Annotated in this window: 19 protein-coding genes; 4 read left to right on the top strand and 15 right to left on the bottom strand. The window is 38.5% G+C overall.

What is annotated here, in order from left to right; all coding sequences use genetic code 11:
* The first annotated feature begins 172 nt into the window (after positions 1 to 172).
* Positions 173 to 958 (top strand): phosphate starvation-inducible protein PhoH, encoded by a 786-nt coding sequence (gene phoH, locus AACU95_RS14210; protein ID WP_049207935.1) that lies wholly within the window; start codon positions 173 to 175, stop codon positions 956 to 958.
* Between the two features lie 269 nt (positions 959 to 1,227).
* On the opposite strand, the gene AACU95_RS14205 is transcribed toward phoH, so the two are convergent.
* The 5 genes from AACU95_RS14205 to AACU95_RS14185 form a co-directional block, all read right to left on the bottom strand.
* Positions 1,228 to 1,611 (bottom strand): DUF805 domain-containing protein, encoded by a 384-nt coding sequence (locus AACU95_RS14205; RefSeq protein WP_004243189.1) that lies wholly within the window; start codon positions 1,609 to 1,611, stop codon positions 1,228 to 1,230.
* Positions 1,612 to 2,131: 520 nt separating this feature from the next.
* A complete protein-coding gene (locus tag AACU95_RS14200; RefSeq protein ID WP_004243188.1) occupies positions 2,132 to 2,992 on the bottom strand; it encodes a siderophore-interacting protein in 861 nt (286 codons plus the stop codon).
* A gap of 287 nt (positions 2,993 to 3,279) precedes the next feature.
* Positions 3,280 to 3,441, bottom strand: a complete 162-nt coding sequence (locus AACU95_RS14195; RefSeq protein ID WP_004243187.1) for a DUF2474 domain-containing protein — start codon at positions 3,439 to 3,441, stop codon at positions 3,280 to 3,282.
* The gene (gene cydB, locus AACU95_RS14190) at positions 3,422 to 4,429 is read right to left on the bottom strand and encodes a cytochrome d ubiquinol oxidase subunit II (RefSeq protein WP_017628072.1); all 1,008 of its coding nucleotides are present in this window, start codon (positions 4,427 to 4,429) and stop codon (positions 3,422 to 3,424) included. Before cydB ends, AACU95_RS14195 begins: the two co-directional genes overlap by 20 nt.
* The gene (locus AACU95_RS14185; protein ID WP_012367992.1) at positions 4,419 to 5,753 is read right to left on the bottom strand and encodes a cytochrome ubiquinol oxidase subunit I; all 1,335 of its coding nucleotides are present in this window, start codon (positions 5,751 to 5,753) and stop codon (positions 4,419 to 4,421) included. Before AACU95_RS14185 ends, cydB begins: the two co-directional genes overlap by 11 nt.
* Positions 5,754 to 5,901: 148 nt before the next feature.
* On the opposite strand from AACU95_RS14185, the gene AACU95_RS14180 reads away from it, so the two are divergent.
* Positions 5,902 to 7,317, top strand: a complete 1,416-nt coding sequence (locus AACU95_RS14180; protein ID WP_004248187.1) for an aminotransferase-like domain-containing protein — start codon at positions 5,902 to 5,904, stop codon at positions 7,315 to 7,317.
* Positions 7,318 to 7,399: 82 nt separating this feature from the next.
* On the opposite strand, the gene AACU95_RS14175 is transcribed toward AACU95_RS14180, so the two are convergent.
* Positions 7,400 to 8,011: a LysE family translocator gene (locus tag AACU95_RS14175; protein WP_004250963.1), complete on the bottom strand. Its 612-nt coding sequence runs from the start codon at positions 8,009 to 8,011 to the stop codon at positions 7,400 to 7,402.
* A 160-nt stretch (positions 8,012 to 8,171) separates the two neighbouring features.
* Here AACU95_RS14175 and AACU95_RS14170 point away from each other — a divergent pair, with 160 nt between their 5' ends.
* Positions 8,172 to 8,639 (top strand): Lrp/AsnC family transcriptional regulator, encoded by a 468-nt coding sequence (locus tag AACU95_RS14170; RefSeq protein WP_004243182.1) that lies wholly within the window; start codon positions 8,172 to 8,174, stop codon positions 8,637 to 8,639.
* Between the two features lie 109 nt (positions 8,640 to 8,748).
* On the opposite strand, the gene AACU95_RS14165 is transcribed toward AACU95_RS14170, so the two are convergent.
* The 9 genes from AACU95_RS14165 to ppsR all read right to left on the bottom strand — a co-directional run bounded on the left by AACU95_RS14165 (position 8,749) and on the right by ppsR (position 19,363).
* A complete protein-coding gene (locus tag AACU95_RS14165) occupies positions 8,749 to 9,543 on the bottom strand; it encodes a heme ABC transporter ATP-binding protein (RefSeq protein ID WP_004243181.1) in 795 nt (264 codons plus the stop codon).
* The gene (locus tag AACU95_RS14160; protein WP_004248185.1) at positions 9,540 to 10,544 is read right to left on the bottom strand and encodes a FecCD family ABC transporter permease; all 1,005 of its coding nucleotides are present in this window, start codon (positions 10,542 to 10,544) and stop codon (positions 9,540 to 9,542) included. The genes AACU95_RS14165 and AACU95_RS14160 overlap by 4 nt, the downstream gene beginning before the upstream one ends.
* A complete protein-coding gene (locus AACU95_RS14155) occupies positions 10,544 to 11,359 on the bottom strand; it encodes a heme/hemin ABC transporter substrate-binding protein (protein WP_004243179.1) in 816 nt (271 codons plus the stop codon). Before AACU95_RS14155 ends, AACU95_RS14160 begins: the two co-directional genes overlap by 1 nt.
* 15 nt (positions 11,360 to 11,374) lie before the next feature.
* Positions 11,375 to 12,424 (bottom strand): hemin-degrading factor, encoded by a 1,050-nt coding sequence (locus tag AACU95_RS14150; RefSeq protein WP_036907935.1) that lies wholly within the window; start codon positions 12,422 to 12,424, stop codon positions 11,375 to 11,377.
* 35 nt (positions 12,425 to 12,459) lie between these two features.
* Positions 12,460 to 14,502 carry a TonB-dependent hemoglobin/transferrin/lactoferrin family receptor gene (locus AACU95_RS14145; RefSeq protein WP_141192353.1) on the bottom strand — a complete coding sequence of 681 codons (2,043 nt, stop codon included), beginning with the start codon at positions 14,500 to 14,502 and terminating at the stop codon, positions 12,460 to 12,462.
* A 79-nt stretch (positions 14,503 to 14,581) separates the two neighbouring features.
* Complete coding sequence (locus tag AACU95_RS14140; RefSeq protein ID WP_161737100.1) at positions 14,582 to 16,813, bottom strand: TonB-dependent receptor domain-containing protein; 2,232 nt, start codon at positions 16,811 to 16,813, stop codon at positions 14,582 to 14,584.
* Positions 16,814 to 16,887: 74 nt separating this feature from the next.
* On the bottom strand, positions 16,888 to 17,112 hold the full coding sequence (gene hemP / locus AACU95_RS14135; RefSeq protein WP_004243175.1) for a hemin uptake protein HemP: 225 nt from the start codon (positions 17,110 to 17,112) through the stop codon (positions 16,888 to 16,890).
* 214 nt (positions 17,113 to 17,326) lie between these two features.
* The gene (locus tag AACU95_RS14130) at positions 17,327 to 18,376 is read right to left on the bottom strand and encodes a 3-deoxy-7-phosphoheptulonate synthase (RefSeq protein WP_004248179.1); all 1,050 of its coding nucleotides are present in this window, start codon (positions 18,374 to 18,376) and stop codon (positions 17,327 to 17,329) included.
* Positions 18,377 to 18,496: 120 nt separating this feature from the next.
* Complete coding sequence (gene ppsR / locus AACU95_RS14125; RefSeq protein ID WP_004243173.1) at positions 18,497 to 19,363, bottom strand: posphoenolpyruvate synthetase regulatory kinase/phosphorylase PpsR; 867 nt, start codon at positions 19,361 to 19,363, stop codon at positions 18,497 to 18,499.
* Positions 19,364 to 19,581: 218 nt separating this feature from the next.
* On the opposite strand from ppsR, the gene ppsA reads away from it, so the two are divergent.
* Entirely contained in the window at positions 19,582 to 21,957 is a 2,376-nt protein-coding gene (ppsA, locus tag AACU95_RS14120; protein ID WP_004243172.1) for a phosphoenolpyruvate synthase, read from the top strand.
* Positions 21,958 to 22,337 lie beyond the last annotated feature (380 nt).

Genomic DNA, 22,337 nt, shown 5'->3' with positions numbered 1-22,337 from the left:
ATCACCAAGACAAAGCTGGTAGCAACTGTGCATTGATGTTTAATGCTCAAGTTTGTGACCGGCTTTTTTGTTTTCTACAGCGCAATAGAGTCTGAGGGAGGCTCACCTTATTTTCTAGTCAAACAATGATTGTTCTGATGACTTTTTGAGACTAACAAAGGTAAATACCATTATGAGTAGACAAAAAGTAGCAACACGTTTACGTAGAGAAAATAAACGTACATTACGTAAAGAGCAACGTAATGCCGCCCATCGAGATAATGTTATGGTTTTACCAGGATTTGGGGATCTAGAAACAATTGGTATGGCGAGAGAGAAACGTGATCAACGAACACTCTCTCCTCGCAATGAAGTTCAACGCCAATATATGAACGCTATTAAACATCAAAATTTAGTTTTTGCGACAGGGGAAGCGGGGTGTGGTAAAACGTTTTTAAGTGCAGCAATGGCTGCTGATGCCCTTATTAATAAAGAGATAGAGCGAATTATTGTTACTCGGCCTGTATTACAAGCTGATGAAGATTTAGGTTTTCTTCCTGGCGATATAGCAGAAAAATTCGCGCCTTATTTTCGTCCTGTCTATGATGTATTAGTTAAACGTTTAGGCGCCTCTTTTTTACAATATTGTTTACGGCCTGAAATAGGCAAAGTTGAAATAGCCCCATTTGCCTATATGCGAGGACGTACTTTTGAAAATGCATTTGTCATATTGGATGAAGCGCAAAATGTCACCATTAATCAAATGAAATTATTTTTAACGCGAATGGGAGAAAATGTGACAGTGATTGTTAACGGTGATATTACGCAATGCGATTTACCTGTCAATGTAAACTCAGGATTAGCTGATGCACTAAGTCGTTTTCAAGCTAATGATCGTGTTGGTGTCATTAAATTTAATGAAGAAGATTGTGTGCGTTCTAGTCTATGTCAGCATGTATTAGCAGCATATAGTGATTAAAATATTTCTTTAGCATAGCAATAAAAAAGGCAGCATATTAAATAAGAGTATTAATATGCTGCCGATAAAAAACATTCATGTTATTTAAATTACTATATGGCATACATGAGCATAATAGTATGTGGATAATATTACTTAAAATAATCAGGCATAAAATCCTATGCTAATAGGGGATAAGAGAAGTAACTGTAAGAGAAAGGAGAATCAATACAGTAAGTAAATTATATAAATAGTTTACTCACTGTATTAAGATAGAAATTAATTAGCTATTAGGCTTTAGGGTCAAGACCAAATCTATTTTCACCTCTAGTGCCATCTAAGCACATAAAAATAAACAGGATCAGTCCGCCAACGAAAGGAATAAATGATAATAAAACCATCCAACCAGATCTATCTTGGTCATGAAAACGGCGCACTGTCACGGCAATATTAGGAATAATAGTTGCTAAAGAGTAGATACCGATAATAATCAAAGCAGCAAAGCCTGTGCCACTCATTTCACCAGTATAACTGTCGATAGAAGAGAACATGATCCCATATAACACAGCTAAAATAATGGTATTTACCACTATAAACATCCAATATTCTTTTCGGCGCGCACGACCTGAAAAATTAGCATAATTATTTTTAATAACCTCTAAGTACCAATTCATTTTTCATCCTTAATTCAATAGTAAAAATACATAGATTTAGGTTAATCTCTATTATTTTTTGACTCAGTCAAATTCTAATAATCAATTGAAGATAATAAAATTATTATTTGCTATTGTTTTTGAACTCTTCACTCTAAAAATATAAATAAATTAAGTTCAATATGTTATATCTAGCTAATAAAGAGTAACGTCAAGCGGCGGTATAATAATTAAATTACTGTTCTGTTTCAATAATAATTAAATATTATTTTAGTGAAAGATTTTGATTGGCTTAATGGTTTATATTTTTTTGTTTAAATTGACTGTGTAAATTGGGTTTTATTTCTGTTATTTATTTAATTTTGATGAGTTGATAGTTTTTTTGTTTGTTTTGTCAGGAGTTGTGTTAGGTGAATTATTGTTTATATAAGTTAAATATTAAAGATTTCTTCGCTATTACCATTCCTATAAAAAGGCAGCATATTAAATGAGGGTCTTAATATGCTGCCGGTACAGCCAACTCGTTTTATCTAAAATACGCTTAGCTTACATCTTCATTATCCATAACATGATGACGCTCTGCATGATAACCTTCTTCATTAAAGCCAAAACGCCAATAAGGGATAGCATAAATCTGTCCGCGCTCATAGCCTTTATCACGACGAATATAACGTCTTAGTGCACGGATAATTTTATCTTCTCCGGCGATCCAAAATGCCACATCTTCCTTTGGTAACGACCAAGAGATAAATTCATCAATCAGAGGTTGAGTTTGTGTTTCAACAGAGCCGACTAGCCAAACAATTTCTAGCCCCTGAGGAGCATCAATGATTTGGCGATCTGATTCATTTTCTATGCGGATCACCGCTTTACCCTGTACATCGGGTGACATTGTTTCAATTAATGCCATTAAAGCGGGTAATGAGCTGGGATCGGCTGCCATATAGTAATGAGAGGCGGGAGCCAATAGGGGATCAGGCCCTCCAGGATTAGTAATGCCAATATAATCACCTACCTTGGCATTTAAAGCAAAATTAATGGCCGGCCCTGCATCTTCATGAACCGCAAATTCAATATCAAGCTCTTTTAATTCAGGACGAATAGCTCGCACACTGTAAGTTCGTACTATCGCTCTTGGTTGGTTTTCGGGCCAACTAGGGCCTTTGTCAGTGAGTGTTGGAATTGTTGGTTTAGTTTGGCCTTCTACAGGTAAAAATATTTTTAAATGGGCACCACCTGTGTGACTTGGATAATTGTCCAAGTCATCGCTAGTAAAGGTAATAGAGCGCATGCCCGGCGTGATATCTACTATACGTTTTACTTGCACCAAACGAGGCGGTGCAGGACGATAAATATTCTTTTGTTGTGTGCTGTCTTGATTACTCACGTTTATCCAACCCATCTAAGCTATTTATTACTTGTTATATATTATCATTTACAATCAATAATGATAGTCATTATCACTATTAACACTAATTTAGTAAAGCCATGAATAAGATTGACTTGTCGAAGCGTGATGTAGTTCAAATAAGATGTAAATAAAGAAAATAAAAATCAACAAATTAAAGCGCTTGTATTTTTATGAGGGGAGAGTCACTAACAGTAACGCGAGTTAAAAAGAGGAATTTTTTTAACTAATATAAAGCGGGAATTTATCCCGCTTTATTTTTATATTACCTGATTGATTTTTTACTTTACTTTCATTCCCGCTGCCGTCATTAAAAAACGAAATAGCGAAGAAACGGCAAATAGCGCTAAAACACTACAAAACCAAATGGTAATTAACCAACCCCATTTTTTCAGTAATGAGGGTTTTGTTTCAGGGTTCGGATCAGTGATAGCCTTCTTCATAATTGGTTTTTCCTCTGAATACGTAATAACTCCAGAATGTATAAACGAGAATAATGGGAATGATAAATAGCGCACCAACGAGCATAAAACCTTGACTTTCCGGTGGTGCTGATGCATCGATAAAACTAATTGCCGGCGGTATAATATTTGGCCAGATACTAATCCCTAGCCCAGTAAAACCAAGAAATATAATCGCTAGAGAAGCAAAGAAAGGTAAGTAATGATCTTTTTTCTTTACTGCGCGAATAATCAACCAAGCGCTATATAACACTAGCAGTGGTACAGGTAAGAAAAAGAAAATATTGGGTAGTGAAAACCAACGTTCAGCAATCGCCGGTTGTGCTAATGGTGTCCATAAACTGACAACGGCTATCACTGCTAGCATAACGAACGTTAATGGCAAGATCACTTTATACAAACTCTGTTGTAAATGGCCTTGAGTTTTCATAATGAGCCAGCCACACCCTAACAGTGAGTAGGCAATGACTAGACCAAAGCCACAAAACAGGGCAAAGGGTGATAGCCAATCAAAATAGCTTCCTGCAAAAGTACGGTCAATAATGGGTAAACCTTGAACAATACTACCGACGACTATACCTTGCATAAAGGTGGTTAATAGAGAGCCGACAATAAAGGCGTTATCCCAAAAAACTTTATGAGTGTCATCGGCTTTAAAGCGAAATTCAAAAGCAACGCCCCTGAAAATAAGCGCAACTAGCATGATAGTTAAAGGCATGGCTAAAGCATCAAGGATCACTGAATACGCTAAAGGAAACGCACCAAATAGCGCCGCACCACCTAAAACTAGCCATGTTTCATTGCCGTCCCATACCGGGGCGACAGTATTCATCATTAAATCGCGATCTTCTCTCTCTTTTATAAAAGGATAGAGCATGCCGATGCCGAGATCGAAGCCATCCATCACAATATACATTAATGTGCTAAATACGATGATGATGAACCAAATAACGGGTAAATCAATTCCCATCTTGAACCTCCGGCGCACCTTTGCGGATAAGTTTTAACATATAGGCATATCCAATTCCGAATACAGATCCATAAACGATAAAGAAAATCAGTAGGCTAATGCTCATATGCATTTCACCATGAGCAGATACCGCATCTCGTGTTCGTTGTATCCCATACACAACCCAAGGTTGTCGACCTACTTCTGTAGTAAACCAACCCGCTAAAATGGCAATTAATCCTGAAGGTGCCATTAGAAAAGTGAATCGCAAGAAGAGGTTAGATTGATATAATTTTTTCTTATAACGTAACCATGTGCCCCATACACCCACTAAAATCATCAGCATGCCAAGGCCGACCATAATACGAAATGACCAAAAAACAATCAGTGAATTTGGCCTATCATCTTTAGGAAATTCTTTTAGTGCTGGTACTTGTTTATCTAAACTATGAGTTAATATCAGGCTACCTAAATAAGGAATTTGAAGGGCATATTTGGTTTTTTCTTCATCCATATCCGGTATACCAAATAGAATTAACGGTGTAGCCTCACCAGGATTATTTTGCCAATGCCCTTCAATCGCGGCAATTTTGGCGGGTTGATGTTTTAACGTATTTAAACCATGCATATCACCAATAAGTGCTTGAATAGGCGCTAAGATTAAGATAATCCATATAGACATCGAGAGCATCTTCTTCATTGCAGAGGTCTTGTTGCCTTTTAATAAATGCCATGAAGCCGAGGCGGCAATAAAGAATGCCGAAGCAAGAAATGCAGCAACGCCCATATGAGCAAGACGATAAGGGAAGGAAGGATTAAAAATAACCGCTAGCCAATCAACGGGAACTACTTGATTGTTGACGATTTCGAATCCCTGTGGTGTTTGCATCCAACTGTTGGAGGCTAAAATCCAAAATGTTGACATTAATGTACCCAATGCCACCATGCAAGTGGCGAAAAAGTGTAATTTTTCACCTACTTTGTTCCAGCCAAATAACATCACACCTAGAAATCCAGCTTCTAAGAAGAATGCTGTAAGTACTTCATAAGTCAATAAAGGGCCGGTGATAGAGCCGGCAAAATCGGAGAAAAAGCTCCAATTAGTACCGAACTGATATGCCATAACGAGACCAGAGACGACGCCCATAGCAAAGTTAACAGCGAATATTTTTGACCAAAAATGGAATAGCGCTAAATAATCCTTATTGCGAGTTTTTAGCCATAAGCCTTCCAAGACAGCTAAGAAGCTGGCTAGCCCTATAGTAATTGCGGGGAAGATAATATGGAAAGAAACGGTAAACGCAAATTGGATACGCGCCAAATCAAAGGCACTTAACCCAAACATAAACAACCTCATTATTTTGATATACAAATCGCGCTGATCTGTAAATAGCAGGTAAATCGTGTGGATAAGTAGACCATATGACAGTAAACTATAATAGTGACAATAAGTTTAAAAACGACTATAACAGTTTGAGGGTGAATAGGTAAATATGACTCGATATGAACAGCTTGCGGCACAGATACGCCAACAAATTGAAGATAATATTTGGCAATCAGGTGATCGTTTACCCTCATTACGGGATACGGTTAAACAATCAGGTTTAAGTTTAATGACCGTTTTACAATCTTATCAACTGTTAGAAAGTCAAGGGTGGATCACCGCTCGTCCGCAATCAGGTTATTATGTTGCACATCGCAATACAGGTTTTGCTCAAGTAACTGCCAGCAAAGGGCTACATATGAGTGAAAATGTTGAGATAAGCGCCTCTATATTCAATGTTCTTCAAGCCTGTAAAGATCCCAATATCATTCCGTTCGGTTCCGCCTTTCCAGATCCCAGTTTATTCATTCAACCTAAATTAAGCCGAGCATTAGCCTCTGCCGCTAGACATTTAGCCCCTCAAAGTTCAGTGATTAATTTACCTCCTGGTAATGAAAAACTACGTCGTAATATAGCCCAACGCTATGCACTGCAAGGTATTCATGTATCGCCTGACGATATTGTGATCACCGCAGGTGCGATGGAATCATTAAGTTTTAGTTTACAAGCTGTTACTGAGCCAGGAGATTGGGTTGTCATAGAATCTCCTGCTTTTTATGGCGCATTACAGGCGATAGAGCGTTTACGATTAAAAGCGATTGCCATCAAAACCGATCCGGTGACAGGCATTTGTTTAGATGAGTTAGAGAAGGTGGTAGAACAATACGACATTAAAGCGTGTTGGTTGATGAGTCATTGCCAAAATCCATTAGGTGGCACTATGCCTGATGAAAATAAAATCAGACTAGTAGAAATTTTAGCGGCAAAACAGATAACCTTAATTGAAGATGATGTCTATGGTGAACTGTATAATAGTCCAAAAGCGCCAATGCCTGTGAAAGGCTTTGATAAATCCAATAGCGTATTGCACTGCGCTTCTTTTTCTAAATGTTTAGCGCCAGGATTTCGAGTCGGGTGGGTCGCAGCCGGAAAACATGCGACTAAAATACAGCAGTTACAAATGATGAGTACTGTATCAGCGAGTATGCCAACACAACAAGCTATCGCTGACTATTTATCACAAGGGGGGTATGACGGGCACCTACGTCGCTTAAGATTATTATTAGAGCAGAGACGTTATCGTATGTTACAGGCCATACAAACGCATTTACCTAAAGATGTTAAAGTGAATATTCCTGTCGGAGGCTATTTCCTATGGTTAGAATTCGAGCCAAGCTTTGATGCTAATACATTGTACCATTTTGCTCTCGAAAGAGGGGTGAGTATTGCACCAGGTGCTATGTTTTCGACCAGTTCACAGTTTAATCATGCTTTTCGTTTAAACTCTTCTTTTCAATGGAATGGTCAGACTGAAAAAGGAATGCAAATTATTGGTGAAGGGTGTCGAAAATTACGTCGTAAATAGAACATTAGCGTACGTATTCATCAGTTAAATGGTCATATTGCACGGCATTGAGCAAATATCACTATAAAGTGATGCTAGCCCTCTAATTAAGGGCTAAATTAACGGCTGCAAAGGTAAGTAAACTGCCGGCAATGCCATCATTATAACGGCGTCCTTTATCACTTAATCCGCCTTTTAAACCAATATAAGCGAAAATCGTACCTAAAAAGCCATAGATAAATAGACAAATAGTGATAAATATCCCAGATAAAAGCAGAGATTGCATAGCGATATCATTCTGGTTATTGATAAAATTTGGTAAAATAGCCAGATAGACGAGTAAGCCTTTCGGATTAAGAAAACTCGTTAAAAAGCCCTTGCGAAAGAGATGTGTTTTTTTATCTGCATGTAGTGTGAGTTGGCCTTTTTGGCAGGCAGATATCAGCATTTTGATTGCTAAGTAGGTAATATAAATCACACCTAGCCACTTTAGTAGATAAAAGAAAATGGGAGAAGTTGCCATTATCGTTGCAAGACCCAAAGCACTAAGAATAGCATGTGTGATATAACCTGAAATGACACCGATATTGGCAAACCACGCTGATTTTATTCCTCCCGCTAATCCTTGTGAGGAGATAAAAAGAATATCGGGGCCAGGTGTGCAAATTAAAGGCAGTACTGTAAGGGCAAAGAATAACAAAGTGTTAAATTCCATCTTTTTCACCTGATTGAGCAATTGAAGAAAATATCGTTTTTGCTGTGCAATTTAGCTGAAAAATTATATGATATTTTCGTAAAAATCGGGTTGCTTTGTTGCTAACAAAAATAATTAATTGGCAATAAAATTCCACAAATAGAACTAAGGTTAATCTTTGATGTCAATAAAATTGGATAAGATAGACAAGCATATTTTGCAAGTGTTACAGCGCGATGGCAAAATTCAAAACATCGAACTGGCAAAAGAAGTGGGACTCTCACCATCTCCTTGTTTACGTCGTGTACGTTTACTTGAAGAGTCAGGTGTGATCACGCGTTATGTTGCCGTATTAGATGGTAGTAAAGTTGATGCAGGATTATCTTTATTTGCGCGAATTTGGTTCAGAGCACAAGATGCTGAAACTATTGAAGAATTTGTAAAGGCGATAAAAGTATTACCCGAAGTGGTTGAATGCCATCTAATGGCGGGAGAATGTGATGCACTTATTCGCATTGTGACAAAAGATCTCGCCACTTATCGCCGTTTTCACGCTGATTATTTAACACAAATTCCTAGCATTCAAAGCATAAAAACAGAAGTACCCATGGAGACGGTAAAAGTGAGTTTTGCTTTACCATTGCAGTAATACTCTATTTGGTGAAGGTAATAATCATCCAATAGAAATTATGTTATTAAGCGTCTTTTAAGGACTGAGCTCTGCATTCAACAGGACTCAGTCCTTTTTCTTTTATTATTTATGGGCGTAAAAAAACTTGAGGTTGAGATAACTCAGGATGAGTATTAACACTGACCTCGGCGCCATACCATTTTTCAATATTCTCAGCGGTGAGTACATCTTGAGGTGTACCTTCGCAAACTAATTTTCCCTGATGCAGTAATAAAATACGATCAGCATAAAGGGAGGCGAGGTTGAGATCGTGCAGAACACAACACACCATCAAATTTTGCGTTTTGACCAGTTGCTTTAATAAACGCAAACTTTGTTGCTGGTGGTAGAGGTCAAGTGCCGATGTGGGTTCATCAAGAAATAGCGCAACATTCTCAGGTGTCGGTTGCCAAAGTTGAGCAAGCACTCTAGCAAGTTGCACTCTTTGTTGCTCTCCACCTGATAATTGACGGTAATCTCTTGTTTTAAGCTTTAAACAATTGGTTTGTAATAGCGCGGTTTCTATTGCGATTTGTTTATGTTTTTGCCCATGTGGCGCTCTTCCCATAGCGACGACTTCTTCTACAGAAAAAGAGAATGATAGCTGGCTGTTTTGTCGCATAACAGCACGGTTTTGCGCTAATAATTGACTATTCCACTGTGAGTAAGTTTTCCCTTTAAAAAAACATTCTCCTTGTGTCGGGGGAGTATAGCCGGTCAATAAACGTAATAATGATGATTTCCCAGCACCATTCGGACCAATGATTGTGACAAGCTCACCGGTATTAAGTGCAATAGAAACATCCTCAAGAATAGTTTTATTGCCGATTTTATAGCTCAAGTTATTGCCATATAATAATGGAGTGTGTTGATTTTCCATCATGACATGCGTCCTGCTGGTTGTCGTAAAATAAGCCAAAGAAAATAAGGTCCACCAAGAAGTCCGGTAATAAGTCCTACAGGAATTTCCGCAGGGGATACCAAGGTTCTTGACAGGGTATCTGCGGCTAATAAGAGTATTGCTCCCCCTAATAGGGTGGCCGGTAATAACCAAATATGGTTACTGCCTAATCGCATACGAATAAGGTGGGGCACCACAAGACCAACAAACCCAATAACACCACTTAATGCAACGGCACAACCGATTAAAATGGCACTGAGTAGTAGTAAAATAAATTTTGTTTTTCTTACATTTAACCCTAAATAATGTGCTTCTTCATCACCGAGTTGTAATAGGTTAAGTTTATGACCTTGCCAACAGGCTAATGCACTAATGGGAATAATCACGAGAGTTGCAATCGCCAAGGTGTTCCAGTCTATTTTACTTAAAGAGCCCATCATCCATAGTGAAAATTGGCGCAGTTGCTGATCTGTGCTGATATAGCTCAATACACCAATAAAAGACATACAAAGTGCATTAATGGCAATTCCCGCTAGGAGCAATCTTGCCAAGTTACCATCACTTAATTGATGCAATGAAAAAATAATCATTGCCACTATTAAGCCGCCAATAAAGGCGGCAATAATATGACTGTAGAAAGAAAATACGGATAAAAAAGAGAAGGGTAAAATAATCACAATAGCGACCATTAGCGCAGCACCACTGCTAATACCTAGTAATCCAGGATCGGCAAGTGAGTTTCTAAATAGTCCTTGCATGATGGTGCCTGATATGGCTAAAGCGCCACCGACGAGAATAGCTAATAGTACTCGAGGTAAACGAATATCAAGCCAAATTTGCCACTCTATATCATCAAAAGAGCGATCCCATAAAGTACTAAATGAGAGTGCTAGCGGGCCGCTATTAACAGAAATAAGCGTAATGATGGTAAATAAGATGAGTAAAATGGCAATACTCATCCACGGTGAGCGAAAACGAGACATTATTGCTCCAATGCTTGACGAATTTGTTGCATAACTTTGGGGGTTGATAAGGTAAAGCCTAATAAACCCATATCATCAACAACGATATAGCGCTTATTTTTACCTGCGGGGGTGTACTTTATGCCGGGCAAGTCCCACAGTTTTTCGATACCTCCAATACCTTTTATTCCCTCTTTAGTAACCAACAAAATATCAGGCTGGCTGGCAATAACCCCTTCTTGTGACAGTAAGCGGTAACTACTAAAACCTTGCATAGCATTTTTTCCGCCTACCAGTGTGATAATCGTATCTGCAGCAGTATTTTGACCGGCAGCCATAGGGGCAACACCACCATGGCTCATGATATAAATAATTTTTTTATCAATAGGCGTCGTGGCAATTTGATTAATAGATTGAGTGAGCTTTTCTTTTAATTGCTGACTCTCTGTTTCTTTTTGTAAGAGGGTTGCAATGGCATCGATTTTTTCATTAATGGCTTCTAATGAACGTGTACCCGTAATAGTTTCAACAGGTACACCTGCTTTTTCGATACGACGTAATGCAAAAGAAGGGCGAGCTAATTCGCTAGCAATAATCAGCGTCGGTTTAACCGAAAGAATACCTTCAGGATTGAGCATGCGCATATAACCCACATCGGGTAATGATTTAACTTGCTCTGGTACTAAACTCGTACTATCTCTAGCAATGACCTGATCACCTGCACCTAATGCAAAAACAATTTCAGTAATATCACCACCAATAGTGACAATACGTTGTTTAGCGAGGCTGGTGAATGTCATCAAACTACACAGGATCAAAAGAAGCCATTTTTTCATTGAGCTATCCTTCTATTAAGCTATTTTAGCAAGAGCGTTGAGTTGCTCACGCCATTGTTGTTGTTCTTTTGTTCCCTCAGTGCGTTGTCCATAGAGCTGAGCAATCTGTTGACCTTTGCTATCAAATAGTTCAAGACTTGTGACAAAACCATCTTGGGTTGGCTTACGAGTGATCCAGCTTTCCACAATTTCACTCTCAATTAAATGCAGTGTAAATGCAGGATTAAAAATGTTAATCCATACTTGTTCACTATTTTCAAATTGATGAGGTACTAAACGATCAATTTTACCGGTAAAGATCTGTACACAACCTCGATTTCCCACGAAAATCATAATTTCATTTTGTACTTCTTTCGCCAGTGCTAATAATGTTTTTAAGGCACTATTATCTACTTGATAAGCTAAATCATCACTGACCGCTTTGAACGCTTGCTGGCGACTGAGATTATTTTCTTGCAGGATTTTAAAGAATTGATGAACGTCAGTCATCGAGCGCCATTGCTGTTCTAACTGTTGTGCTAATGCCGTTGTTACCGGTGCATCAGTAAAAGATTTAGCGGGGGTAATCTCTAATACGGGATTTTCTGGTGATAAATAAGTATCGATTAAGGTATTCCATGCGTCCATATGAGTATTATCAGTGGTATACACTTTATGGAGAGAATCACCATGAAGATCAAAGAATTGAATACTATGACGAATGCCACGAGCCGTCTCTTCGGTTAATGCAAAGATACTTGCCCAATGAGAGAAGAAAAAGCGTAAATCGAGGGCTCGAGGGTTTAAGATCAATCCTGCATGATCGTTAAAACGAGCATTGGTATATTCACCAAGATGTTCATGAACCGCAATTTCATTACGAGTAATGGCTTTCACTTCGCCTACGGTTGCGAGAGCGGTTAAAATATCACGAACATCACCATGTAAGCGTTTAGCATCGTGCCCAACACGCGCGTGAGTAAGCTCAGCTTCACTTACATTAAGGTAAGTTGCTAAATCACGCGCATAAGATGCTTTTTTTTCATTTTTTGCTTGCAGGTAGCTCTCATAAAGAGGTTTAGTCACGGAAACTCCTATTGTTTCGTTTATTTTATTGTTAATTACCATTGATAACTCACCAGTACTTTTGCATTGCGCCCCTCTTGAGGAATACCCGCAGAAGAGTAGTATTTTTTATCAAATGCATTACCCAGTACCAGTGAGGTTGTTAGCCCTGTTAATGAAGCACTACCTTCATAACGGAGGTAGAAATCATTGACACCATAACCCGCTTGTTGGCGATTGGTCGGGCGATTAAAGCGATCATGTTTTGTAAAATCTGTTTTTTTAGTAAATTGTCCCACCCAACCTACGGAAAAATCACTATTGGGTACGGGAATATCGAGGCGACTGGTTAATGTATCTGGCTCAATAGAGGTAATAGAGGCATTACTGGCATTATCTTTTCCTTTTGTATGGTTATAAGCCAAATCCCAACTAAAGAACTTCGATTGATAATTCATCTCGATATCCCAACCCCAAATAGTTGCTCTTGGAATATTCGTCGATTGTGTATATCCCTGAAAAATAGCGACATCTGTATCAATATAATCTTTTGCACGCGTATTGAAATGGGCAGCTTTAATTTTCAGATTATCATTATTAGATAATAAGTCGTCGAATTGAAAACCGAACCCGTATTCAGTTGTTGAATTGGTTTCGGGCTTTAAATTAGGGTTAGGGCGCCAGTAATTGGTTGGTGCTCCGGGGAATGGGGCATCAAAATGTTTAGCATCGTTATACATCTCGCCAATTGTTGGTGCTCTAAAAGCTTGAGCATAAGAGGTATAAAGCATTAACCAATCTGTGGGTGTAATACTAACGGCTCCTTTTGATGACCATTTATCAGCGCTGATGTCATCATAACGATCATTTTGACTGCTATATTTATCAAACCTTGTACCGACGATGAATGAAATGGGTACATCACGTAAAGTCATTTCATCTTGTAACCAGCCTGACATAAAACGAATATCTGCTTTAGGGAAGCTTTCGGCATTTGCACTGGGTGATTGCTTTTGCTTATAGATCTCACCGCCATAAGTTAAAGCGTGAGCAGCAAAGGGGTAGGTGGCTAATTGAGTACGATTTTCAAGTTTAATGCCATAGGTTTTTTGCTCTCTACCTTCAAATCCTTTTTGTTGTGTTTTCGCATTAATATCTACCTCGCTGTAATAGGCTTGTGTTTTTAGGTTAATCCATGACATATCACTAGGATGATATTGATAGGTTAACTGTGCATCTTTTTGTGTTGTAGTACGATTTGTCGCTACATTAGCCGGTGTTGGGTTATTGGCGAGTTGTGGATCCTTAGGCTGTTGTGCGTTGTTATGATAATAGCGTAATTGGCCACTTAACGTATTGCTATCATCAATAAACCAACGTCCTTTAGATAATAAGTTAATGATTGTTTCATCGTTTTGCGCACGATAACCGCCTCCATAGCGAGTTGTACCTTTATCACGAGCGGAGAGGGCGAGTAATCCATCGAAATTGTCTTGTTGACCAAAAGCGGTAATGCCAAATCCTTGACTCTGTTGTGCCGTATTACCAAGGGCTGTAACACGCACACCATCATGTTCATTTTTTGCAAGCAAGTCGCTGGCATCAACGGTATCATATGCCACAACCCCACCGAGGGCACCGCTTCCATATAAAAGTGCTGAAGGGCCACGAACCACTTCAACTTGTTTAATGAGTAGAGGATCGACAAAAATACTGTCAATATGACCTGTATCAGTACCTTGGCGTATGCCATCTACTAGTGTCAAAACACCGTTACTACTGTAGCCACGCATACTGATAGTTTCACCGTTTGTGCGGCCAGCTCCTGATATTGAAATGCCCGGTATATGACGCAACAATTCAGTGGCACTTCCTGCCGTTTCTGTCCAAGCACTGTTATTTTTTATGACGGTCGACATCATTGGTAATGTAAAGCTATCTCGCTCGTTACCTGTTGCATAAACCGTTATTATTTGTGTGTTTCTCTCCCCGCTATTTTTTTCTCCATAGATTTGATTTTTATTTTCAGCGAATGCACTGCTAATCGCTGTTGCAACAACTAAAACACTCACCTTTATGCATCGCGATGATTGAGACATACAGGTCGATCTCCGTTATTAAAATGGGCTGCTAAACTCAACAGCCCGTTATGATAAAAATCATTGCTCTTTTTATTGTTTACCAGCGATAACTGACAGACATTTTGATATTTCTAGCTTCTTGAGGCACACCTACCGTTGAGTAATACACTTTGTTGAATGCATTATCGAGTACCAATGAGGCTTGTATATCATTATTATTGGATTGATAGTTGACTGCAAAACTATGCACACCATAGCCGGGGTATTGCTGAAGATCTTCTTTTAATCGAGTAGTCACTTCCTCTGAACCAGGGTATTTATGTGTGCCTTTTTTGGCCGTTGGACCGGCAAACTTTCCTGACCAAGCAACAGAAAATGGTGTTTTGATAATGGGTACATTTATAAAAGCGGTTAATGTTTCAGGACGCACCATTGAAATAGTCTCTAGAGACGACAGTTCCAAGGTTTTAGTTTGATTGTAATTTACCCCCATAGCGATGTATGGATGAGAATATAGCAATCTTAAATCAAAGCCGTGAATAAGCGCTTTAGGCAAGTTAACTGATTGAAATAATAAAGGTTCACGAGCATCTTTAATGGGAGATAACGCAATATGACTATTTTTTAATTGGATAGGCTTACGACTATGATACCACTGTTGATAAGTAATGTGGTCAATTGATTCAGTGCTGTAATATGAAGCTTTAATGTTTAGCTGGTCATTGGTAAAAAGCAACGCATTTTTTTGTAAATTGATACCATGTTCCCATGTTCTATTCGTCTCTGGTTCTAATGTGGAATTTGGAACCCAACGAGCATCATAGCTTTTCTTAAAAGGGGAAATTATAGTGAAATGTACTGAGTCGTTATACATTTCGCTTAAAGTCGGCGCCCTAAAGGCAACAGAATAAGAAGAATAGATCTGTAACCATTTGGTCAGTGTGAGACGTAACGCAATATTTTTAGAAATATTTTGATATGTTTCTTGATATTTGTCAGCGGAGGTCATGTCTCCTTTTTTATTTAAGTCTTTGTAGTAATCTAAAGTTTTACTGTTATCAGGGACATTTTGATAATAGTTGTAACGAAGACCCGCAATTAAAGTAATGGGGAATAGTGGGGTACTTAACGTGTTATGAACCCAACCTGAGGCATTATCCATATGTGATAAAGGGAAATTTTTAGCCTTATTATTCGATACCATCTTCTGTTTTTCAGCATCAATGCCGATAATCACAGATTGAGTCAACCTATCTTGAAAGTAATTTAAATTAAAGGCGTTTTCTACTTTCATACCATAGGTATATTGGGTACGTTTTTCAGAATTACCTAGCACACTTTCTATGTCTGGATATATTTCTTTGCGTGTATCCGTCAGAAACGTATGCGCAATTTTAAACTGAGAATAATAAAGTTGAGTGGTCAGATCGAGCCAATCATAATTATTTGGATTTAAATGATAGGTGAGTGAGATATCATTTTGTTTGGTGGCTCGATACATATTGTTACTGTCTCTTTTTCCATATCCCCCCATTCGATTTAAAACTTCTCTTTGCTCTCCTGCATTATTATATTGACGGGCAGAAAAAATAACGGTTTGTTCCTCTGTAGGGTAAACATAGGCTTTTGCAAAATAATTTTTGATACGTTCGTGGTTATTTAATATTGAGTCATCAGCAATACGTATCGGGCCACGCTCTCTTTGGCTATAAGCCAATAACCCTTCCACTAACTGATGTCTACCTGCGATCACACCACCATAAGAAAAATGTTTATCCGCAGAAGAGAATGAGCTAAATAATTTAGCACCAAGGTTTTTATTGGCGTCTAATAATTCATTTGGATGGAGAGTTGAGAACGAAACAACGCCACCTAGCGCGCCACTTCCATGTTTAACCGAAGAGCCACCATGTTTGACTTTAACGCGCGAAATAAGCGAGGGTTCAATAAAAAGGCCACCAAGCTTGTTCATAGTATTATCAATAGGTTGATGAATACCATCCACAAAGATTTTGACACCTCTTTGATCGTAACCACGCATCATAATATTGCCACCATTGGCGATCCCCGTTCCTGATACGGTGATCCCCGGGATTTGTTTTAACAATTGCCCCGTGGTAGATGCGGTTTGAGCTTGTGCTGAACGGGTATCGACGACAGATTGAAAATCCGTTATTTGATTGTCTTGTTGCCCAATAACAGTCAATGTATCTGTCTCTACTTTTTCAATATGAGCAAAAGTAGTCGGCGCGTATAACAGACAAATTGCTGTAGCTAATGTGGAGTATTTGAAATTTCTTTTCAGCATAGACATACCATTAATATCCATAAAAGTCCTTGTATATGGAGTGAATTAGCTGGCTGCCTAGCAAAATAGGTGGCTTGCGAAAAGGGATTAAATAATTATTTTGTTAGGATAAGTTTTCCTGTTTTTGTTTGGCGTAACTGATACAACTCTCCGTTATGTTGAATATAAACCACGCCCGATTTACCCAGTAATTCTATGCTATTTATAGATTGAATGACTGGGGAGCTTGTTTCACGTGTTATCGATGAATCGTTTAAATTATGAACATTTTTATTCATTTCAATAGCAATACTGATAGAGGTTATGATTATGATAATCATTATCGTTATCAGAATATTTTAGACAAGCTTTTTTTAACGTAAACGTCTAAATTTAAGATGATTAGTAACAAAAGAACAACAAAAATAGGGTGTTAGAATAAAAATCATACAGTTGATTAGCGTGGGAGAAGATAAAGCTTAATCTTAATGAAGATGGATAACGACTTTTTGTGTAAGTTAAAAAGGAGAGGTAAAACTCTCCTTTTTGGCGATATTATTTAAATCGACTTTCAACCGCTTGAGCTAATAATTCCAGTAATTGTTCGGTATCTTCCCAACTGAGACAAGGATCAGTGATAGATTGTCCATAGGTCAGCCCCTTATCTGCTGTGACTTTCTGTGATCCCTCTTGTAAAAAGCTTTCTGCCATAACACCAACAATAGCTTGTGAACCATCCGTAATTTGTTGAGCGACATTGCGTGCAACTTCAAGTTGGCGACGATGAATTTTTTCACAATTACCATGGCTAAAATCGATGACCAAGTGTTCAGGTAAATCAAGTTGTTTCAGTGCATCAACAGCATCTGCTACATCACTGGCATGATAATTAGGCTTTTTACCGCCACGCATAATAATATGACCGTAGGGATTTCCGCTGGTTTGGTAAATTGTCATACGTCCCGTTTTATCAGGTGATAAAAAGGTGTGACTGGCACGAGCGGCACGAATGGCATCTATCGCAATGCGTATATTACCGTCAGTGCCATTTTTAAATCCCACAGGGCAAGAGAGGGCGGAGGCCATTTCACGGTGAACTTGACTCTCTGTTGTTCTTGCCCCGATTGCTCCCCAGCTGATTAAATCTGCAATATATTGTCCCGTGACCATATCAAGAAATTCAGTGGCTGTGGGGAGTCCTAATGCGTTGATCTCAATTAGCAGTTTCCTTGCAATACGAATGCCTTCATTAACATTACAAGAGTTATCAAGGAAAGGATCAGAAATAAGGCCTTTCCAACCAATAACGGTACGCGGTTTTTCAAAATAGGTTCTCATCACGATTTCTAGACGGTCATGAAAACGCGCTTTTTGTTGATTTAGTTTTGTTGCGTACTCTTTAGCTGCCTTGGGATCATGTATAGAGCAAGGGCCAATAATAACTAATAGTCGTTTATCTTCACCAGTGAGAATAGCTTCAATGCGTTGACGGGCAGAAGTGATATTACTGATAATCTCTTGTGAGATGGGTAACTCATTAGCTAACGTTTCCGGCGTTACTAGGCTGGCTAAAGCCTTTGTCCGTAATTCGTCTGTTTTTAACATAATTTATCTCAATAAAAATACAGGGTAAGTCTACCCAGTGATTAAGATCACAATAAACGAAATTCAGCTAATTTCAACACTGTTATTGGTGAAAAATAAATAAAAAATGACTTACTGTCTCTAGAACATTCTTCTGGCTAATCCCATAGAATCAATTACCTTAGTGGAAATTTCTTCAACAGAGTAGTTTGTCGTATTTAGGTAAGGAATGTTATTTTTCCTAAATAGCGCTTCAACTTCCGCTAATTCAATACGACATTGACGAATAGATGCATAACGACTGTTTTCACGACGTTCGCTACGGATAGCAGCAAGGCGTTCTGGAGCAATGGTTAAGCCAAACAATTTATGTTGATACTCTTTTAATTCAGGAGGCAATTTTAAAAAATCCATATCATCAGCAGTAAAAGGGTAATTAGCCGCTTGAATGCCAAATTGCATCGCTAAATATAAACTGGTAGGGGTTTTACCGCAGCGTGAGACACCGATTAAGATCACTTGCGCCTGGTCGAGATTGCGTAAAGAGATCCCATCATCATGAGATAAAGTGTATTCAATAGCAGCAATTCGAGCATCATATTTGCTGAGATTTTTTTCCGTTAAACCGTGCGTTTTATTTAATTGAGGTAGCGCTTGAACGCCAATTTCTTTTTCTAAGGGGAGAACTAAGGACTGCACAATATCCTGACAGAATCCTTCACTACTATTTATTATTCGTTTTACGTCAGGACTAATAATAGAGTAGAAAACCAGAGGCTTGGCGCCACTTTTTTTATAAATTTCATTAATCTTATTTTTTATTTCTTCCGCTCTTTCTACAGAAGATACAAAAGGTAAGGTATAGCTTTTCATTTTTAATGGGAATTGTGAGAGTACCGCATGGCCTAAGACTTCTGCGGTAATAGCGGTGCCGTCAGAGATAAAAAAAACAGTTCTATCAACAAGTTCATTATTATCACAGTTAATTGAATTCAAACTTAATATCATTCCTCTCACCTTTTTTTTAGCTGAATTAGCAATTCAGACAATATTATCTATAGTATTTTTAGTGATTATAAAGGATAAAAAAATAAAGTTTTCTGGTTGATCGATTCACCTTTCTATATTCTCCATAACATTGTGATACGCTTATTTATGTTGTCGTTTTGACAGCGGGTTTTTCTTTTTTTTCTCTCTCTCATTTGTTTAAAAAAGGATTGTTCTCAATGTCCAGCAATAGCCTCACCCCGTGCAATGTACTTTGGTATAACCAATTGGGTATGAATGACGTTGATCGTGTTGGTGGGAAAAATGCTTCCCTCGGTGAAATGATCACTAATCTTGCGGAACTGGGTGTGTCTGTTCCTAATGGATTTGCCACCACAGCGCAAGCGTTTAATGATTTTCTGGAACAAAGTGGTATTAATCAGCGTATTTATGAGTTGCTCGATAGTATTGATGTTGATGATGTTAATCAATTAGCACAAGCGGGTAACCAAATTCGCCAATGGGTGATTGATACACCTTTTACCCCTCAGTTTGAGAAAGATATTCGTGATGCTTATCAGACCTTAAGTGAAGGTGAATCTGAAGCCTCATTTGCAGTACGATCATCAGCAACCGCTGAAGATATGCCTGATGCTTCTTTTGCCGGCCAACAAGAGACATTTTTAAACGTTCAAGGTATCGATGCAATTTTAGTTGCGATTAAACACGTGTTTGCTTCACTGTTTAATGATCGCGCAATTTCTTATCGTGTTCACCAAGGCTATGATCACCGCGGTGTTGCTTTATCTGCAGGTGTCCAACGTATGGTTCGCTCTGATTTAGCTTCATCAGGGGTGATGTTTACTATTGATACTGAATCAGGCTTTGATCAAGTAGTCTTTATTACCTCTGCTTATGGTTTAGGGGAAATGGTGGTTCAGGGGGCAGTTAACCCAGATGAATTCTATGTTCATAAACCAACTTTGGCGAAAGGTTTACCGGCAATTGTGCGCCGTAACCTAGGTTCTAAAAAGATCCAAATGGTTTATGCCGATAGCATTGAGCATGGTAAACAAGTCCGTATTGAAGATACGCCAGAAGCATTGCGCAATCGTTTCTCTTTAACTGATGATGAAGTGCAAGAGCTAGCAAAACAAGCGGTATTGATTGAACAACATTATGGACGTCCAATGGATATCGAGTGGGCTAAAGATGGTCATAATGGTCGTCTATATATTGTTCAAGCGCGTCCAGAAACAGTTCGTTCTAACCAACAAGTTATGGAACGCTATCAGTTAAATGAAACAGGCACTGTGATTGTAGAAGGTCGTGCAATTGGTCATCGTATTGGTAGTGGTACGGTTAAGGTTATCCATAACTTAAGTGAGATGGATAGAATAGAGGCGGGTGATGTGTTGGTCACCGATATGACAGATCCTGATTGGGAGCCTATCATGAAAAAAGCCTCTGCGATTGTGACTAATCGTGGTGGAAGAACATGTCATGCGGCAATTATTGCTCGTGAATTAGGTATTCCAGCAGTGGTAGGTTGTGGCGATGCGACGGAGTGTATTAGCGAAGGGCAAGTGGTCACCGTCTCTTGTGCTGAAGGGGATACCGGATTTGTTTATGATGGGAAACTCGATTTTTCTATTCAAAGCTCCGCAATCGATAACATGCCAGAACTTGGCTTAAAAATCATGATGAACGTCGGTAATCCTGATCGCGCCTTTGACTTTGCTGGGTTACCAAATGATGGGGTAGGCCTTGCGCGTTTAGAGTTTATTATCAACCGTATGATTGGTGTGCATCCTCGCGCTTTACTCGAATACGAAGATCAAACAGATGCACTAAAAGCTGAAATTGATGAAATGATGGCGGGTTATGCATCACCTGTTGAATATTATATTGGTAAATTAACCGAAGGTATCGCAACACTCGCTGCAGCATTCTGGCCAAAACGTGTCATTGTTCGCTTGTCTGATTTTAAATCAAATGAGTATGCAAACTTAGTCGGTGGCGATCGCTATGAGCCTGATGAAGAAAACCCTATGTTAGGTTTCCGTGGTGCGGGTCGTTACGTATCGGATGATTTCCGTCGTTGTTTTGCACTCGAGTGTGAAGCAGTGAAACGTGTGCGTAATGAGATGGGATTAACTAACGTGGAAGTGATGATCCCATTTGTACGTACGGTGCGCCAAGCAGAAGAAGTGATAGATGAGTTAGCACGTAATGGTTTAAAACGTGGTGAGAATGGCTTAAAAGTGATTATGATGTGTGAAATTCCATCCAATGCTTTATTAGCCGATCAATTCTTGGCTCATTTTGATGGTTTCTCTATCGGCTCTAATGATATGACTCAGTTAACATTGGGCTTAGATCGTGATTCTGGTGTCGTCTCATCACTGTTTGATGAACGTAATGATGCGGTAAAAGCGCTATTATCTATGGCAATTCAATCAGCGAAACGTCAAGGTAAATATGTCGGGATCTGCGGACAGGGCCCTTCTGACCATGAAGATTTTGCACAATGGTTAATGGAAGAGGGTATTGATAGCTTATCTTTAAACCCAGATACCGTTATTAAAACCTGGGTGAAATTAGCACAACAATAATTATATTATTATTGAATAATTAAAAGCTCACAAAATAATGTGAGCTTTTTTTATACTATTTATAAATAATAGATAAAAAAAAAGCCTATCATGGGCTGACAGGCAAAGACTACACACAGCAATATTTTATATACTTTGGTCTCGCCTTTTAATCTATTAATAAAATAGGCAAAACCATTAATTAAATGAAACATTCGTTTCGATGAGATTTATATTAAGAGAAATGAGTTAATTATTCTCTAAGAATTATCTCAATCAAAAAAATATTAGGATATTAAGAAGTGAATATAACTCGCTGGTAGCAAACAGGTTTAAAAAAATAAGAATTGTTTCAAATTGTAAATTTCAAGATATAAAAATAATAAAATACTCATAAATTG

Source organism: Proteus sp. G4415, assembly GCF_963896075.1.
Lineage (GTDB): Bacteria > Pseudomonadota > Gammaproteobacteria > Enterobacterales > Enterobacteriaceae > Proteus > Proteus mirabilis.
The sequence above is the reverse complement of the archived record's forward strand: the minus strand, read 5'-3'. Positions and strand labels throughout refer to the sequence as shown.

Excerpts from the sequence above, each read along its gene's own strand:
- AACU95_RS14175 (WP_004250963.1), bottom strand. The coding sequence starts at position 8,011 with ATGGAATTTAACACTTTGTTATTCTTTGCCCTTACAGTACTGCCTTTA.
- AACU95_RS14140 (WP_161737100.1), bottom strand. The coding sequence starts at position 16,813 with ATGGATATTAATGGTATGTCTATGCTGAAAAGAAATTTCAAATACTCC.
- hemP (WP_004243175.1), bottom strand. The coding sequence starts at position 17,112 with ATGATTATCATAATCATAACCTCTATCAGTATTGCTATTGAAATGAAT.
- cydB (WP_017628072.1), bottom strand. The coding sequence starts at position 4,429 with ATGGGAATTGATTTACCCGTTATTTGGTTCATCATCATCGTATTTAGC.
- ppsR (WP_004243173.1), bottom strand. The coding sequence starts at position 19,363 with ATGATATTAAGTTTGAATTCAATTAACTGTGATAATAATGAACTTGTT.
- AACU95_RS14165 (WP_004243181.1), bottom strand. The coding sequence starts at position 9,543 with ATGATGGAAAATCAACACACTCCATTATTATATGGCAATAACTTGAGC.
- AACU95_RS14180 (WP_004248187.1), top strand. The coding sequence starts at position 5,902 with ATGACTCGATATGAACAGCTTGCGGCACAGATACGCCAACAAATTGAA.
- AACU95_RS14155 (WP_004243179.1), bottom strand. The coding sequence starts at position 11,359 with ATGAAAAAATGGCTTCTTTTGATCCTGTGTAGTTTGATGACATTCACC.
- phoH (WP_049207935.1), top strand. The coding sequence starts at position 173 with ATGAGTAGACAAAAAGTAGCAACACGTTTACGTAGAGAAAATAAACGT.
- AACU95_RS14185 (WP_012367992.1), bottom strand. The coding sequence starts at position 5,753 with ATGTTTGGGTTAAGTGCCTTTGATTTGGCGCGTATCCAATTTGCGTTT.
- ppsA (WP_004243172.1), top strand. The coding sequence starts at position 19,582 with ATGTCCAGCAATAGCCTCACCCCGTGCAATGTACTTTGGTATAACCAA.
- AACU95_RS14130 (WP_004248179.1), bottom strand. The coding sequence starts at position 18,376 with ATGTTAAAAACAGACGAATTACGGACAAAGGCTTTAGCCAGCCTAGTA.
- AACU95_RS14170 (WP_004243182.1), top strand. The coding sequence starts at position 8,172 with ATGTCAATAAAATTGGATAAGATAGACAAGCATATTTTGCAAGTGTTA.
- AACU95_RS14160 (WP_004248185.1), bottom strand. The coding sequence starts at position 10,544 with ATGTCTCGTTTTCGCTCACCGTGGATGAGTATTGCCATTTTACTCATC.
- AACU95_RS14200 (WP_004243188.1), bottom strand. The coding sequence starts at position 2,992 with ATGGGTTGGATAAACGTGAGTAATCAAGACAGCACACAACAAAAGAAT.
- AACU95_RS14195 (WP_004243187.1), bottom strand. The coding sequence starts at position 3,441 with ATGAAGAAGGCTATCACTGATCCGAACCCTGAAACAAAACCCTCATTA.
- AACU95_RS14205 (WP_004243189.1), bottom strand. The coding sequence starts at position 1,611 with ATGAATTGGTACTTAGAGGTTATTAAAAATAATTATGCTAATTTTTCA.
- AACU95_RS14145 (WP_141192353.1), bottom strand. The coding sequence starts at position 14,502 with ATGTCTCAATCATCGCGATGCATAAAGGTGAGTGTTTTAGTTGTTGCA.